General features: G+C 61.6%; 17 protein-coding genes and 1 tRNA gene. 12 read left to right on the forward strand and 6 right to left on the reverse strand.

The window, feature by feature from the left end; genetic code table 11:
- Position 1: 1 nt before the first annotated feature.
- Positions 2 to 871 carry a baseplate hub protein gene (locus tag AABF56_RS19660; protein ID WP_272807235.1) on the forward strand — a complete coding sequence of 290 codons (870 nt, stop codon included), beginning with the start codon at positions 2 to 4 and terminating at the stop codon, positions 869 to 871.
- Between the two features lie 142 nt (positions 872 to 1013).
- A complete protein-coding gene (locus AABF56_RS19665; RefSeq protein WP_272807236.1) occupies positions 1014 to 1454 on the forward strand; it encodes a hypothetical protein in 441 nt (146 codons plus the stop codon).
- 45 nt (positions 1455 to 1499) lie between these two features.
- Here the strand turns inward: AABF56_RS19665 and AABF56_RS19670 are convergent, their stop codons facing one another.
- The 4 genes from AABF56_RS19670 to AABF56_RS37790 all read right to left on the reverse strand — a co-directional run bounded on the left by AABF56_RS19670 (position 1500) and on the right by AABF56_RS37790 (position 3260).
- Positions 1500 to 2117: a hypothetical protein gene (locus AABF56_RS19670; RefSeq protein WP_272807237.1), complete on the reverse strand. Its 618-nt coding sequence runs from the start codon at positions 2115 to 2117 to the stop codon at positions 1500 to 1502.
- Positions 2118 to 2175: 58 nt separating this feature from the next.
- Positions 2176 to 2361: a hypothetical protein gene (locus AABF56_RS19675; protein WP_272807238.1), complete on the reverse strand. Its 186-nt coding sequence runs from the start codon at positions 2359 to 2361 to the stop codon at positions 2176 to 2178.
- 76 nt (positions 2362 to 2437) lie between these two features.
- On the reverse strand, positions 2438 to 2842 hold the full coding sequence (locus AABF56_RS19680; protein WP_272807239.1) for a hypothetical protein: 405 nt from the start codon (positions 2840 to 2842) through the stop codon (positions 2438 to 2440).
- A 244-nt stretch (positions 2843 to 3086) separates the two neighbouring features.
- Entirely contained in the window at positions 3087 to 3260 is a 174-nt protein-coding gene (locus tag AABF56_RS37790) for a ribbon-helix-helix domain-containing protein (RefSeq protein ID WP_443021138.1), read from the reverse strand.
- Between the two features lie 124 nt (positions 3261 to 3384).
- On the opposite strand from AABF56_RS37790, the gene AABF56_RS19685 reads away from it, so the two are divergent.
- Positions 3385 to 4440, forward strand: a complete 1056-nt coding sequence (locus tag AABF56_RS19685) for a hypothetical protein (protein WP_272807240.1) — start codon at positions 3385 to 3387, stop codon at positions 4438 to 4440.
- 342 nt (positions 4441 to 4782) lie between these two features.
- Here the strand turns inward: AABF56_RS19685 and AABF56_RS19690 are convergent.
- Positions 4783 to 4872: transfer RNA gene (locus tag AABF56_RS19690), tRNA-Ser, on the reverse strand.
- Between the two features lie 234 nt (positions 4873 to 5106).
- Here AABF56_RS19690 and AABF56_RS19695 point away from each other — a divergent pair.
- The 3 genes from AABF56_RS19695 to AABF56_RS19705 all read left to right on the forward strand — a co-directional run bounded on the left by AABF56_RS19695 (position 5107) and on the right by AABF56_RS19705 (position 7370).
- On the forward strand, positions 5107 to 5427 hold the full coding sequence (locus tag AABF56_RS19695; protein WP_244770395.1) for a hypothetical protein: 321 nt from the start codon (positions 5107 to 5109) through the stop codon (positions 5425 to 5427).
- 82 nt (positions 5428 to 5509) lie between these two features.
- On the forward strand, positions 5510 to 6160 hold the full coding sequence (gene msrA / locus AABF56_RS19700; protein WP_244770394.1) for a peptide-methionine (S)-S-oxide reductase MsrA: 651 nt from the start codon (positions 5510 to 5512) through the stop codon (positions 6158 to 6160).
- A gap of 217 nt (positions 6161 to 6377) precedes the next feature.
- Entirely contained in the window at positions 6378 to 7370 is a 993-nt protein-coding gene (locus tag AABF56_RS19705; RefSeq protein WP_244770393.1) for a BMP family lipoprotein, read from the forward strand.
- Between the two features lie 105 nt (positions 7371 to 7475).
- Here AABF56_RS19705 and AABF56_RS19710 read toward each other — a convergent pair whose 3' ends face one another.
- Entirely contained in the window at positions 7476 to 7700 is a 225-nt protein-coding gene (locus AABF56_RS19710; protein WP_244770457.1) for a SlyX family protein, read from the reverse strand.
- Positions 7701 to 7861: 161 nt separating this feature from the next.
- Between AABF56_RS19710 and AABF56_RS19715 the strand changes: the two genes are divergently transcribed.
- The 6 genes from AABF56_RS19715 to deoC are packed head-to-tail and all read left to right on the forward strand — an operon-like array spanning position 7862 to position 13474.
- Complete coding sequence (locus AABF56_RS19715) at positions 7862 to 9397, forward strand: ABC transporter ATP-binding protein (protein ID WP_272807241.1); 1536 nt, start codon at positions 7862 to 7864, stop codon at positions 9395 to 9397.
- Complete coding sequence (locus tag AABF56_RS19720) at positions 9394 to 10527, forward strand: ABC transporter permease (protein ID WP_064332134.1); 1134 nt, start codon at positions 9394 to 9396, stop codon at positions 10525 to 10527. The genes AABF56_RS19715 and AABF56_RS19720 overlap by 4 nt, the downstream gene beginning before the upstream one ends.
- A 5-nt stretch (positions 10528 to 10532) precedes the next feature.
- Positions 10533 to 11504 carry an ABC transporter permease gene (locus AABF56_RS19725; protein ID WP_244770390.1) on the forward strand — a complete coding sequence of 324 codons (972 nt, stop codon included), beginning with the start codon at positions 10533 to 10535 and terminating at the stop codon, positions 11502 to 11504.
- Between the two features lie 2 nt (positions 11505 to 11506).
- Entirely contained in the window at positions 11507 to 11899 is a 393-nt protein-coding gene (locus AABF56_RS19730) for a cytidine deaminase (RefSeq protein WP_272807242.1), read from the forward strand.
- The gene (locus tag AABF56_RS19735) at positions 11896 to 12708 is read left to right on the forward strand and encodes a purine-nucleoside phosphorylase (protein WP_272807243.1); all 813 of its coding nucleotides are present in this window, start codon (positions 11896 to 11898) and stop codon (positions 12706 to 12708) included. The genes AABF56_RS19730 and AABF56_RS19735 overlap by 4 nt, the downstream gene beginning before the upstream one ends.
- A complete protein-coding gene (deoC, locus tag AABF56_RS19740; RefSeq protein ID WP_272807244.1) occupies positions 12701 to 13474 on the forward strand; it encodes a deoxyribose-phosphate aldolase in 774 nt (257 codons plus the stop codon). The genes AABF56_RS19735 and deoC overlap by 8 nt, the downstream gene beginning before the upstream one ends.
- The last annotated feature ends 1 nt before the right edge of the window (position 13475 follow it).

Raw genomic sequence — 13475 nt, forward strand, 5'->3', positions numbered from 1 at the left:
GATGGCTTTCTCACAGAAACGCATTGAGGTCACCTTCACTCTAGCGACCGGCAGCTTTGAAGGCGGCGGCAATTCCTATTCCGCCGCAGGACTACGCACCTCGTGCAGCGGCACGGTGGTTGGCGGTCAGCAGATCAACAACTTCCGGATGGCCATCTTCGGCCTGCCGCTCGACGTGATGAACCAGTTGTCCAATGTCGGGCCCCGCTTTCAACAAACCCTCGATAATCGCGTTACGGTCACTGCCGGCGATGATGTTTCGGGCATGCATGTGGTCTTTGAAGGAAACATCTACCATGCGATGGTCGACGCCACGGCGATGCCGCAGGTCGCTTTCTTGGTTGAGGCAAAGACCGGCTATTTTCATCAGGTGAAGCCAGCTACGCCGCTCAGCATCCGCGGCTCGGCAGATGTCGCCGGGATGATGTCTCAGATCGCAGGGCAGCTCGGAATGTCGTTCGAGAACAACGGAGTCACCGCAAAGCTCGCTAATCCCTATTATGCAGGCTCTCTCGTGCAGCAGGCCACGGCGATTGCGCGTGACGCCGGCATCGTCTGGGTCATGGAGCGGAACGTCCTCGCGATCAACAATCCGGGTGACAAGCGGGAAGGCGAGACCGTGCTCATCTCGCCGCAGACCGGATTGATTGGCTATCCGTTGTTCAATCAACAGCAGATCATCTTGAAGTCCGCTTTCAATCCTGCGGTCAAATTTCAGGGCGAAATCGAGGTCAAGAGCGACATTGAACCGGCAAACGGCAAATGGATCGTGAACGCCCTGAACTACGAGCTTGAGGCCGAAATGCCGCAAGGAAAATGGCACATGGATATCGTCGGCACCATTGCTGGCAGCACGGTTGCCGGCGGATGATCCGGCCATCACACTTGTCATGGTTTGAAATCTCCGGCCAAACTGTTACATAGTTACGCGAGACCACGGATGTACTGGCTCAACAATAGAGGCCAGCCCTGAGTTTTCAGGGCTCGGCCTTTTTCCATATCGGGAGAATTGAATGCCTGCTTTGACCGAGGTGGAAGTTGAAGGCGTTGGCGTGATGCGCCATCTCAACAACTGGCAGATCAGGGCGATCCGTAAGATGCCGAACCGGCAGAGACGAGCGGATGCTGAACTGGCCTTTGGTCTCGGGATGACGGTACGGCAGTTCCACGGTCTATCCACTCCCCACCAGAACGCTGCCAGAGAGGCCCACAATCGCCTTTACAGCCCGGCGGCATTCTCACCGCCGAAACCCCAGAAAGCCGCTGTACGGCTCCCCCAGCGCTATGAGCGCGTATCGGACGAGAAGATGGCAGCGATGGGCGCCGAACTCCTCGCGGTCAAGGCCAAGCTACCGCACGGCCATTTCCGTGTTTGGGTGGAGGAGAAGAGCGGGATTACCTATCGCCAGGCGCAGAGGTTTATGAGGATGGCAAGGGAGCTAGCGGCAGCGTGAAGGTGATAATGATCATTAACAGTGATTATGTGCGAAAACGCCTCGCTACTGATCCCAAGTAAACGTACTTGTGCCACGGGTTGAATTGATTGTTAAAGACAAGGGATTGCAGTTGAATAGAGCCACCCCATACCGGTCTCCAAAATCCAGCTTAAATTCCGAGTTTGGGGTTTCCTTCAACATAATTCTCGCTTTTGTAGAGCATTGTCCTTTATTCACCACAAACGAGCGCAACTCGGCTTGCTCTCCGATGTTTGTGGCATACAGCACCCAATAGGAAGACACGAAACCATTCTGGAAAGTCGTCACCTGAGCCTTTCTTGCGATGAAATCACGATCCGAATAATCGCCAGTATCCCAAGAAACGTTGTAGCCACCTTGCTGCGTTTCAATCGTCAGCTCAATTGGGTCACAAGGTATGACGCCTAGCTGTGCGGTTTGGCCTAATTTCAAAACCAAGGGGAATCTAGGCACTTCGGTATGGCAGCCTCGATTAACCGAGAACGATCTAATATCCAAGACATCGGTTTTCGCAGTGACGGACAGTTCCCAAAACTCATGTAAATTGGAGATGGGCTTTTTGTTCGCGGAGAACATTTCTTCTGCCTTTGTGTCGCCCGTTCCCAAGGCCAGCAACATCGCCAAAACCAAGTTCGCCCTCATGCCGCACTCCCACGCCTCAGACGTGTAGACTGGCACGATGCACGCTTGAGTCAAGGGATCAATCGTCCCAATTCTCCTTGCCGTCTCGGGCAAGCCGAACGCCGGAAAGCAGGTGAGCGGGTATAATGGTCTGAGGAGCTTTCTTCGATTCTTTGACCGCGGGATAAATGGTCGCGATCATTGTCTTCATGTCCACCTGGACAACTGCCCCGGTGTTCTCGGCCGCCTTGATCAGGCGTTCCATGTCTTTTTGGCGTAGGATAGATCGTTGGGCCATCGCCCCATGCTGGCAGAGGCGCCGGTAGCGCGCAAGCCGCAACTCAGCCTGCCACCTTGTCATGCATCAATGTCATTTCGTGGAATGCCGGCGTTGAATGAAGTGATGAGCATGCCGCACTTCCCGGTGTGTCATCGTCAAATTCCGGATAGGCCGCCGTAAACTGCCACTCGCTTAGGCTTTGAATGGCGCTGAAAACGCGTGCATCCACACCGGTTTCGTTCGAGAGCTTCAGTGCATGGGAAAGCAGGTCGTCGCCATAGCTGCCCTCTGAAACTTTGCACCGGTAGCCGAAGTAAGCCACGTTTGCGTGCATCAGAAGGTCGTACACTTCCTGCTCATTAGGGGCGGAGAAGTGAACTGGCCTGTAATCCTGCGCACCAGCATGGGGGGCCATCAAGATGTAGGGAATGGCGATGGTCGCCTTCAGAGTTAATTGCTTCCTCATGGCAGGCCCAGCGTCAGTCCGATCAGCAACATGGCAGCGAGCAGGACGCCGACTGCGAGCCAGCGGCGAGGTGAGGCGTGGAAAACTCTCAATTCCCCATATCCTTTAGTGCGGTGACAATGTCCCAGTCAGACCCGCTCCGTAAAACGGTGGTCTCCATGTTGCACGGATTTGCCGAGTATGACGGTACACGGTGCAACCTCAACCAGTCTGAGACACCACCCTGTGGAAATAAACTCGGACGTTACGACGATTTAAGGAAGCCATTGTCCTTCAGCCACTGCCGCAAGATAGATCGGATGGCTTCTGACTGATTAGGAATTGGCTTTTGTCTCGCACGATACTCATCCAGCGCGTCGAGCATTTCTTGGTCAAAGCCAACAAGCTTTTTGGTCGGAAATTCCGGCGGTCTACCCATAGTTAATATTTCACATATGCGTTATTGACGATTTTGAATATACCGCATATACGAAATATGCGAGCCGAGCAAGAGTTGGCGCTCCTGTTCGGCCCTAACCCTAACCGAAAGTAGGATTTCGATCATGGCTACTAGATCCAATAGCACGAAGACGCCTGAACGTCTCTCTCAGGACGATATCCGTGTGGAGCAGAGCATTGCGACAATGCTTTCCGCCACTGCGGAGGCGGCGGAGACGGCAGAGCGCCAGTTCTCGCAAGATTCTGACGACACGCCGCGCATTCAGACGCCAGCCGTCAGCACGCTGAGTTTCATCAAAAAGCGGAAGAAAGGAGGCGGTTATGACTATTGGGCTGACATCGAAGGTCGCGGAAGCTACCGCGACGACGCCGATTTCGGCAAGAAATGTGGCGAGGAGTTCATCACCTTTTTAGGCAAGTACCCGACGTTAGGAAATAGCACTCTTCTCAACATGATCGTTTCCGACATGGTCGCGAACCATGCGACCAAAGGCCATCTCGTAGGCTTCCTCAACACTGTAAACAAGTACACGGTTGTCGGGAGTTATCTCGCGGCACTGGAACCTGCTGTGCCAGAGCATCCTTGGACGAAGGCTCGTCGCCTCGGTAAGGAACTGTCTCAGGCTCTTGCCGATACCGGAGACGCCGAATTCGGATACATCCTCCCTGCCGGCTACGAATACGCCGTAGGCTTCGGGATGCTCCAGGAAGACAGTCCCCGTCTCGGGGAATTCCCCATGCAGACGATCAGCCGGCTTGGCCGCAGGATTGCTCAAACTCTGCGCGACGATCCAGAGATGAGCGTGGAGCGGGTCACCATTGACTGCCGAGGCGTCTACTCGCAACTGCGCTTGCCCGACGCTGATGATCTGCCCCCGGTTGATCCGCTTCTTGCAGCACTCAACGAATACAGGGAGGCAACGAAAGCGTTTTGCGCCATCCCCGAGGACGACGATTTTCGACAGAATGAGGAGCGTTACGTTGCTGAAACGTACGGGGCGGTTGAGCAAAAGCTCCTGAGAAATGTCATCCCGACAACCAGCATCGAGGGCGTCAAAGCGGCGATCCGGTTTGCGATTGATGATGGCGACCAGATAGATCCGGTAGCCAAGAACGCGCTGCGCTCCGCCCTGCATTATCTCGACGAGGCAACGGCATGAAGGCGATTTCTCCCCGGCCGGCTATACCGGCATCCCTTGCCTCACAGTTGCTCACTAGCTCACTTGCGGCCGATGAAGTGACATCCGTCGCCAACTACCTCGCAGAGCTTATGCAGGGCCTCCATGGCGGGCAGTGGCGGGTCAGCATCAATCACGATTCCTGCTTTGTCTGCATCGCCCGCGATTTCAAATAGGTGGTGTTTCCTGTTGACGCAGAGACCCGCCTGAAAGGGCGGGTTTTTCTTTGCCCAAAAGTAGAATTTTCATCAAAAAATAAACATGGGTACAGGCATGGCAAAGGCCGGAACAAATCTAAAAATATGCAGGAAAATCAATGGTTAATGGCGGACAGAGAGGGATTCGAACCCTCGATAGAGTTTCCCCTATACACGCGTTCCAGGCGTGCGCCTTCAACCACTCGGCCACCTGTCCGTCCGCTCGCAGCCGACGGTCAATCCGGCGCGGACCGCTTTCCTGTTTCCATTCCGGCGGGACGGCGCGATATATACCGAGGTTTGCGGCGGGATCAACCGCTTTCTGACAGATTTTTGAAGGATGTTCGGGTTCGGGCGAAGGATTGCGCAGGGCTGGACGTCTTCCTATCTATAGGCAGGAATGAAGCGGAGCGGATTTGGGCTTGCGCGGGCGATATCTGGAGAGTGCGCGATGATACGGTTCATCCTGAAGGCCATCAGCCTCGTTGCTCTTGTCGTCGCCGTCATGGCGGGCACGATCGATGCGATCCAGTCGGTTTCGGCCTCCGAGCCGGTGCTGACGCCGCTGGCCGTCGCCTGGAGCACGGCCAGCCCGGACACGATCGCGCTCGTCGCCGACGGCATCATGCGCAACCTCCATCCCTATGCCTGGGATCCGGCGGCCATGTGGGTGCTCTCGCAGCCGGCCTTTGTCGTCCTGCTCGCCGTCTCGCTGTTCTTCTGGGTGATCGCCTACCGGCGCCCGCCCGTCGCGGGCCGCTTCACCGCCTGAAACACGCCTTTTCGCGCAGGTGCCGCCAAGCCAGACGCTTTGCACCTTCGCTGGAATTGCCCAACCGGCCAGGAGGCCAGAAATGTTCCTGATCGACATGTTCAACAAGAAGACCGTCATGCCCGCGCCCGGCGCAGCCCTGCCAGGCCGCGCCGAACCCATCCCGACGTCCAAGACCCACTTCGTCAACGGCCGGCCGCTGGAAGGCCCCTATCCGGACGGTTTCAAGACCGTGCTGCTCGGCATGGGCTGTTTCTGGGGCGCCGAGCGGCTGCTCTGGAAGATCCCGGGCGTCCATGTGACGGCGGCCGGCTATTCCGGCGGCTTCACGCCCAACCCGACCTATCACGAGACGACGACGGGCCTGACCGGCCATGCCGAGGTCGTGCGCGTCGTCTACGATCCCGCCGAGGTGAGCCTGGAGACGCTGCTGAAGGCGTTCTTCGAGGCGCACGACCCGACCCAGGGCATGCGCCAGGGCAACGATATCGGCACCACCTACCGCTCGGCGATCTATCTCGACGACGCGGCGGACCTTGCGACCGCGCGCCGCGTGCGCGACGCCTACCAGGCCGCGCTGACGGCGGCGGGACGCACCGACAGGATCACCACCGAGATCGCCGAGGCCGGGCCGTTCTACTTCGCCGAGGATGTGCACCAGCAATATCTTGCCAAGAACCCGGGCGGCTATTGCGGCCTGCGGGGCACGGGCGTTTCCTGCGCCATCGGCTGATTTCGCAGGATTTTCAGAAGGATGCGCGCCGCCGCGAAGGGCTTTCGCGGCGGCTTCTATTTTTTACCAGTTGAAAAATTTCTGGTGAATTTTTCCCGGAGCCGTGCAAGGATGCCGCCAGCCTGACCCAAGGGAACGGGTCGGTGGCTCCGTTGCGCGCCTTTCGGGCGCCCACGCGGAAGGTCCCTATAAAACCAATAGCGAACAGGGCTGCACAATGAAAAAAACCCTTCTCACCCTTCTTGCCACGGCCGCCATGTCGGCAAGCGCGTTTGCCGCGGACATCAAGCCGGCGATCATCTATGACCTCGGCGGCAAGTTCGACAAGTCGTTCAACGAGGCAGCCTATAACGGCGCGGAGAAGTTCAAGGCCGAGACCGGTATCGAATATCGCGACTTCGAAATCGCCAATGACGCCCAGCGCGAGCAGGCGCTCCGGCGCTTCGCCAGCGACGGCAACAACCCGATCGTGATGGCCGGCTTCTCCTGGGCGGCCCAGCTCGAGAAGGTCGCGGCCGAATATCCGGACACCAAGTTCGCCATCATCGATATGGTCGTCGACAAGCCGAATGTCCGTTCGGTCGTCTTCAAGGAAGAAGAGGGCGGCTGGCTCGCCGGCATCCTCGCCGGCATGGCGTCCAAGACGAAGACCGTCTCGTTCGTCGGCGGCATGGATATCCCGCTGATCCACAAGTTCGCCTGCGGCTATATCGGCGGCGTCAAGTCGCTCGGCTCCGACATGAACGTGCTCGAAGCCTATACGGGCACGACGCCGGATGCCTGGAACGACCCGGTCAAGGGCGGCGAGATCGCCAAGTCGCAGTTCGACCAGGGCTCCGACGTGGTCTATCACGCGGCCGGCGGCACGGGCGTGGGCGTCCTCCAGGCGGCCGTCGATGCGGGCAAGCTCGGCATCGGCGTCGATTCCAACCAGAACGGCCTGCATCCGGGCAAGGTGCTGACCTCGATGGTCAAGCGCGTCGACGTCGCCGTCTACGATGCGTTCATCACCGCCAAGAACGATACGTTCCAGCCCGGCGTCAACGTGCTCGGCCTCAAGGAGAACGGCGTCGACGTCGCCATGGACGAGAACAACGCGCCGCTCATCACCCCGGAAATGAAGGCCGCGGTCGACAAGGCCCGCGCCGACATCATCGCCGGCACGGTGAAGGTGCACGACTACATGTCGGACGAGACCTGCCCCTACTAAGCGGCAGCGACGGCCCGTTTGCATCGCGCAGACGGGCCGATTCCGTCTTCCCGGATCCCGGCTTGCCTTGCGCAGGCAAACCGGTGCGCGCCTGCTGGACGTGCTTCAGTAATGCGGCGGGCGGGTGATGGCCGGGGCGTCGAGAGAGCCCTCTTCCAGCGCGAGGAACCGTTCCGTCAGCCGGTCGAGCTTCGACCGCAGTTGCTCGACCACGCGCCATTGCTCGGCGAGCTGGTCGGAAAGCTCCTCGATCGTGTTGGCCTGATGGGCGACGTGTTCCTCCAGGCGGGCGAGGCGGTCGGCCCCGGTCTCGTCGGGGCGGTCGGGCATGGTCATGGCTTTCCTCCTCGGCCGAATGCCGGGCGACAGGAGCTATAGCGGTAGAGGCCCGGGCCCGCAATCGGACTGGACAAGGGCGGCGGAAGCAACAAGACTAAGACCGGTCGGCCGAAAGGCCCGTCGGCCTCAAATCCCCGTAAGAGTGGATCGTCATGAGCGAATTGGCAATCGAACTGCAGGGCATCGACAAGAGCTTCGGCCTCGTCCACGCCAACCGGAACATCAACCTGAAGGTCCGCAAGGGTACCATTCACGGCATCATCGGCGAAAACGGCGCCGGCAAATCCACCCTCATGTCGATCCTCTACGGCTTCTACCAGGCCGACCATGGCGACATCCTCGTCGACGGCCGGAAGGCCGATATCCGCGATCCGAACGCGGCGATCGCCGCCGGCATCGGCATGGTGCACCAGCATTTCATGCTGGTGGAGAATTTCACCGTGCTGGAGAACATCATGCTCGGCGCGGAAGAGAGCCAGATCCTCAATGCCGGCATCACCAAGGCGCGCGCCGAGCTGAAGCGGCTGGAGAAGGAATATGCGCTGGAGGTCGATCCGGACGCCGTCATCGAGGAACTGCCGGTCGGTATCCAGCAGCGCGTGGAAATCCTGAAGGCGCTCTACCGCAGGGCCGATATCCTCATCCTCGACGAGCCGACGGGCGTCCTGACGCCGGCCGAGGCCGACCACCTCTTCCGCATCCTCGAGCAGCTGAAGGCCGAGGGCAAGACCGTCCTCCTCATCACCCACAAGCTGCGCGAGATCATGGCGATCACCGACGAGGTCTCCGTCATGCGCCGCGGCGAGATGGTGGCGACGCGCACGACGAAGGAAACCTCGGTGGAGGAGCTGGCCGAGCTGATGGTCGGCCGCCGCGTTCTGCTGCGCGTCGAAAAGGGCGAGGCGAAGCCTGCCGACGTCAAGCTCTCGGTGAAGAACCTCACCGTGCGCGACAGCCGCGGCGTGACCATGGTCGACGACGTCTCCTTCGACATCCGCGCCGGCGAGATCGTCGGCATTGCCGGCGTTGCCGGCAACGGCCAGTCGGAGCTGCTGGAGGCGATCTCCGGCATCCGCCGCGCGAAATCCGGCACCGTACTGCTGAACGGCAAGCCCATCGACGTCACAGGCCATGCCGACCCGGCCGAGCTGCGCAAGCGCGGCCTCGCCCATGTGCCGGAGGACCGGCACCATGTCGGCCTCGTGCTGAAATTCGAGGAAAGCGAGAACGCCATCCTCGGCTACCACGACGATCCGAAGTACCGCAAGGGCATGCTGCTCGACATCGACGCCATCCGCGCCGATGCGGAGGAGAAGATCGCCGCCTATGACATCCGCCCGCCGAACCCGCGGCTGAAGACCGCCAATTTCTCCGGCGGCAACCAGCAGAAGATCGTGCTGGCGCGCGAGATGGAGCGCGACCCGGACGTGCTGGTCATCGGCCAGCCGACGCGCGGCGTCGATGTCGGCGCCATCGAGTTCATTCACAGGCGCATCATCGAGATGCGCGACCAGGGCAAGGCGGTGCTGCTCGTCTCGGTCGAATTGGACGAGATCCGCGCGCTGTCCGACCGCATCCTGGTCATGTTCGCCGGCCGCGTCGTCGGCGAGCGCACGCCCGATGCCACCGAAGGAGAACTCGGCCTCCTGATGGCCGGGGTGGAAGGCCGGAAGGAGGCCGCGGAATGAGTGTCCCGCACGCGAAACTGCCCGGCTGGGCCGAATACGGCCTGATCCCGCTCGTCAACCTCGCCGTCGCCTTCCTGATTTCCGGCCTCGTCGTGCTCATCGTCGGCGAAAGCCCGCTGGAAGCCGCCTACCACATGATCAACGGGGCTTTCGGCCGCGGCGAATATATCGGCTTCACGCTCTACTATACGACCACCTTCATCTTCACCGGCCTTGCCGTGGCCGTCGCCTTCCATTGCGGCCTGTTCAACATCGGCGGCGAGGGGCAGGCCTATATCGGCGGCATCGGCGTGGCGCTCGCCTGCCTGTCCTTCGACCATACGCTGCCCTGGTATCTCGTCTTCCCGATCGCGATCCTCGGCGCCGCCTTCTTCGGCGCGCTCTGGGCGCTCATCCCCGGCTGGCTGCTGGCCAGGCGCGGCAGCCATATCGTCATCACGACGATCATGTTCAACTTCATCGCCGCCAGCCTGATGAACTATCTGCTCAACAAGGTGTTCAAGCCGCTCGGCTCCATGTCGCTGGAAACCCGCACCTTCGATGCCGGCGGCCAGCTGCCCAAGCTCGACTGGCTGATGTCGATCTTCGGCCTTTCCGTCGGCACGGCGCCGTTCAACATCTCCTTCCTGCTGGCGCTTCTTGCCGCCTTCGGCGTCTGGGTGCTGATCTGGCGCACGCGGCTCGGCTACGAGATGCGCACCATGGGCCACAGCCCCGCCGCCGCGCGTTATGCCGGCATCAAGGAGGCGAAGATCATCGTCATCACCATGATGATCTCGGGCGGGCTGGCCGGCATGATGGCGCTGAACCCGATCATGGGCGAGCAGTTCCGCATGCAGCTCGACTTCGTGCAGGGCGCGGGCTTCGTCGGCATCGCCGTGGCGCTGATGGGCCGCTCGCATCCGGCGGGCATCATTCCCGCGGCGCTGCTCTTCGGCATGCTCTACCAGGGTGGGGCCGAAATCTCCTTCGAGATGCCATCCATCTCGCGTGACATGATCGTCATCATCCAGGGTCTCGTCATCCTGTTTGCCGGCGCGCTCGAGCACATGTTCCGCCCGGCCATCACGCGCCTCGTCCTCGGGCTGTCGCCGAAGACGCGCGACGTCGCCGCCACCAAGGGAGCCTGATATCAATGGATTTCTTTCAGGTCTTCATCGAGCTGGCCCAGTCGACCGTCCGCCTCTCGACGCCGCTGATCCTTGCCGCGCTTGCCGGCCTCTTCACCGAACGGGCCGGCGTCTTCGACATCGGGCTCGAAGGCAAGATGCTGGGCGCGGCCTTCGCGGCCGGCTGCGTCGCCTATATCAGCCAATCCGTGATGATGGGGCTTTTCGCCGCCGTGCTCGTCTCGGTGCTGCTCTCGCTGGTGCACGGCTATGCCTCGATCACCCAGCGCGGCAGCCAGATCGTCTCGGGCGTCGCCATCAACTTCGTCGTCGCCGGTTCCACGGTCATCCTCGGCGAGGCCTGGTTCCGCCAGGGCGGGCGCACGCCGGCGCTGACGGAGGACGGCCGCTTCGGGCGGATCACGCTGCCGTTTGCCGATGCGGTGCGCGAGGTGCCGATCCTCGGTCCGCTCTATTCGGGACTGCTCTCCGGCCATTCGCCGCTGACCTATCTCGCCTTCCTGATGGTGCCGGCGAGCTGGTGGATCCTCTACCGCACGCGCTTCGGCCTTCGCCTTCGCGCCGTCGGCGAGAATCCGGGTGCGGTCGATACGGCCGGCATCTCTGTGATCTGGCTGCGCTACCGCGCCGTCATCTGCTGCGGCATCCTGTGCGGCATTGCCGGCGCCTACCTTTCGCTTGCCGCCAATGCCGGCTTCACCAAGGGCATGACGGCGGGCAAGGGCTATATCGCGCTCGCGGCCCTCATCTTCGCCAAGTGGCGGCCGAAGAACATCCTCTTCGCCTGCCTGCTCTTCGGCTTCCTCGATGCCTTCGCCATCCGCTACCAGGGCTACGCCTTCCCGCTGATCGGCAGGGTGCCGGTACAGTTCATGCAGGCGCTGCCCTATATCCTGACGGTGATCCTGCTTGCAGGCTTCATCGGCAAGGCCATTCCGCCGAAGGCCGGCGGCGTGCCCTACGTCAAGGAGCGCTGAAAATGTCCCACGACCTCTTCGAGGCGGCGCGCGCCGCGATGGCCTTCGCGCACGCGCCCTATTCGAAATTCCCCGTCGGCGCGGCGATCCGCGCCGAGGACGGCAATATCTATACCGGCGCCAATATCGAGAACTTGTCCTTCCCGCAGGGCTGGTGCGCCGAGCCGACCGCCATCAGTCACATGATCATGGCCGGCAACAAAAAAATCGTCGAAATGGCCGTCATCGCCGAGAAGCTGCCGCTCTGCCCGCCCTGCGGCGGCTGCCGGCAGAAGATCGCGGAATTCGCCACCGCCAGGACGCCGATCTACCTGTGCGACGAGACCGGGGTGAAGAAGACCATGACCATGGAAGAATTGCTGCCGCACGGCTTTGCAACGGATGTGATCGGATGAGTGCGGAAACGACAGAACTCCTTCGCGCCCGCCTCGGCGGCGTCCTGCCGCGCTACGGCATCGTGCTCGGCTCCGGCCTCGGTTCGCTTGTCGAGGCCGTCGAGAACCCGCTGTGCATACCCTATTCGGACCTGCCGAGCTTTCCCGTCAGTTCCGTCTCGGGACACGCCGGCGAAATGGTCATCGGCACGCTCGGCGCGGTGCCGGTCATCGTGCTGTCCGGCCGCGTGCACTATTACGAGCGCGGCGACGCCAATGCCATGCGTCCGCCCATCGAGGTGCTGAAGGGGCTCGGCATCACGTCGCTCATCCTCACCAATTCGGCAGGCTCGCTGCGCGAGGACATGCCGCCCGGCTCGGTCATGCGCATTTCCGACCACATCAATTTTTCAGGCGCCAATCCGCTGATCGGCATCGACAGCGACGACCGCTTCGTCGGCATGACCAATGCCTATGACGCGGACCTTGCCGCGCGCATGGACAGGGCAGCCGCAAAACTGGCCATCCCGCTGTCCTCCGGCGTCTATATGTGGTTCTCGGGACCGAACTTCGAAACGCCGGCGGAGATCCGCATGGCGCGCGTCCTCGGCGCCGATGCCGTCGGCATGTCGACCGTGCCGGAAGTGCTGATCGCCCGCCATCTCGGCCTGAAGGTCGCCGCCGCCTCGGTCATCACCAATTTCGGTGCCGGCATGACGGGCGGCGAACTCAGCCATCACGAAACCAAGGACATGGCCCCGATCGGCGGGAAGCGGCTTGCCGCGATCCTTGCCGAAATGATTGCGGGCGGAGACGAAGACCATGCATGAGGACAGCATCAAGGCCACCGCGCAGAAGGCGCTCTCGCTGCTCGACCTGACGGACCTCACCGACACCTGCGATGCCGCCGCCATCGACACGCTCTGCGCCCAGGCGCAGACGCGTTTCGGAAACACGGCCGCCATCTGCATCTGGCCGCGCTTCGTGGCGCAGGCGCGGGGCATCCTCGGCGCGGGCCACGCGGTGAAGATCGCGACCGTCGTCAACTTCCCCTCCGGCGGCCTTGCGGTCGAGGACGTGCTGGCGGAGACGCAGCAGGCGATCGCCGACGGCACTGACGAGATCGACCTCGTCATCCCCTATCGTGCCTTCCTCGCCGGCAACGCGACGGCGGTGAGCGAGATGGTGGCGGCGGTCAAGGCCGCCTGCACGCCGCCGGTGCGTCTCAAGACCATCCTGGAAACCGGCGAGATCAAGGATGCGGCGCTCATCCGCAAGGCGTCGAACCTCGCCATTGCCGCCGGCAGCGACTTCATCAAGACCTCGACCGGAAAAGTGTCCGTCAATGCGACCCTGCCGGCCGCCGAGATCATGCTGACGGCGATCAGGGACAGCGGCAAGCCGGTCGGCTTCAAGCCGGCCGGCGGCGTGCGCACCGTGACGGACGCAGGCGAATACCTCGCGCTCGCCGCTTCGATCCTCGGTGAAGGCTGGGCGACGCCGCAAACCTTCCGCTTCGGCGCCTCCGGCCTTCTCGGCGACATCCTCTCCGTGCTCGGCGGCCAGTCCGCGCCGCCGCCGCCCGCGAGCTACTAGC

This window comes from Shinella sp. WSC3-e (assembly GCF_945994535.1).
In the GTDB taxonomy this organism is placed as follows: Bacteria; Pseudomonadota; Alphaproteobacteria; order Rhizobiales; family Rhizobiaceae; genus Shinella; species Shinella yambaruensis.

What these genes read in the sequence shown, in the direction of transcription:
- AABF56_RS19710 (WP_244770457.1), bottom strand. Translation starts at nt 7,700, where the DNA reads ATGCCCGACCGCCCCGACGAGACCGGGGCCGACCGCCTCGCCCGCCTG.
- AABF56_RS19660 (WP_272807235.1), top strand. Translation starts at nt 2, where the DNA reads ATGGCTTTCTCACAGAAACGCATTGAGGTCACCTTCACTCTAGCGACC.
- AABF56_RS19730 (WP_272807242.1), top strand. Translation starts at nt 11,507, where the DNA reads ATGTCCCACGACCTCTTCGAGGCGGCGCGCGCCGCGATGGCCTTCGCG.
- AABF56_RS19735 (WP_272807243.1), top strand. Translation starts at nt 11,896, where the DNA reads ATGAGTGCGGAAACGACAGAACTCCTTCGCGCCCGCCTCGGCGGCGTC.
- AABF56_RS19695 (WP_244770395.1), top strand. Translation starts at nt 5,107, where the DNA reads ATGATACGGTTCATCCTGAAGGCCATCAGCCTCGTTGCTCTTGTCGTC.
- AABF56_RS19720 (WP_064332134.1), top strand. Translation starts at nt 9,394, where the DNA reads ATGAGTGTCCCGCACGCGAAACTGCCCGGCTGGGCCGAATACGGCCTG.
- AABF56_RS19705 (WP_244770393.1), top strand. Translation starts at nt 6,378, where the DNA reads ATGAAAAAAACCCTTCTCACCCTTCTTGCCACGGCCGCCATGTCGGCA.
- AABF56_RS19670 (WP_272807237.1), bottom strand. Translation starts at nt 2,117, where the DNA reads ATGAGGGCGAACTTGGTTTTGGCGATGTTGCTGGCCTTGGGAACGGGC.
- AABF56_RS19665 (WP_272807236.1), top strand. Translation starts at nt 1,014, where the DNA reads ATGCCTGCTTTGACCGAGGTGGAAGTTGAAGGCGTTGGCGTGATGCGC.
- AABF56_RS19685 (WP_272807240.1), top strand. Translation starts at nt 3,385, where the DNA reads ATGGCTACTAGATCCAATAGCACGAAGACGCCTGAACGTCTCTCTCAG.
- AABF56_RS19675 (WP_272807238.1), bottom strand. Translation starts at nt 2,361, where the DNA reads ATGGAACGCCTGATCAAGGCGGCCGAGAACACCGGGGCAGTTGTCCAG.
- AABF56_RS19680 (WP_272807239.1), bottom strand. Translation starts at nt 2,842, where the DNA reads ATGAGGAAGCAATTAACTCTGAAGGCGACCATCGCCATTCCCTACATC.
- AABF56_RS19715 (WP_272807241.1), top strand. Translation starts at nt 7,862, where the DNA reads ATGAGCGAATTGGCAATCGAACTGCAGGGCATCGACAAGAGCTTCGGC.
- AABF56_RS37790 (WP_443021138.1), bottom strand. Translation starts at nt 3,260, where the DNA reads ATGGGTAGACCGCCGGAATTTCCGACCAAAAAGCTTGTTGGCTTTGAC.
- AABF56_RS19725 (WP_244770390.1), top strand. Translation starts at nt 10,533, where the DNA reads ATGGATTTCTTTCAGGTCTTCATCGAGCTGGCCCAGTCGACCGTCCGC.
- deoC (WP_272807244.1), top strand. Translation starts at nt 12,701, where the DNA reads ATGCATGAGGACAGCATCAAGGCCACCGCGCAGAAGGCGCTCTCGCTG.
- msrA (WP_244770394.1), top strand. Translation starts at nt 5,510, where the DNA reads ATGTTCCTGATCGACATGTTCAACAAGAAGACCGTCATGCCCGCGCCC.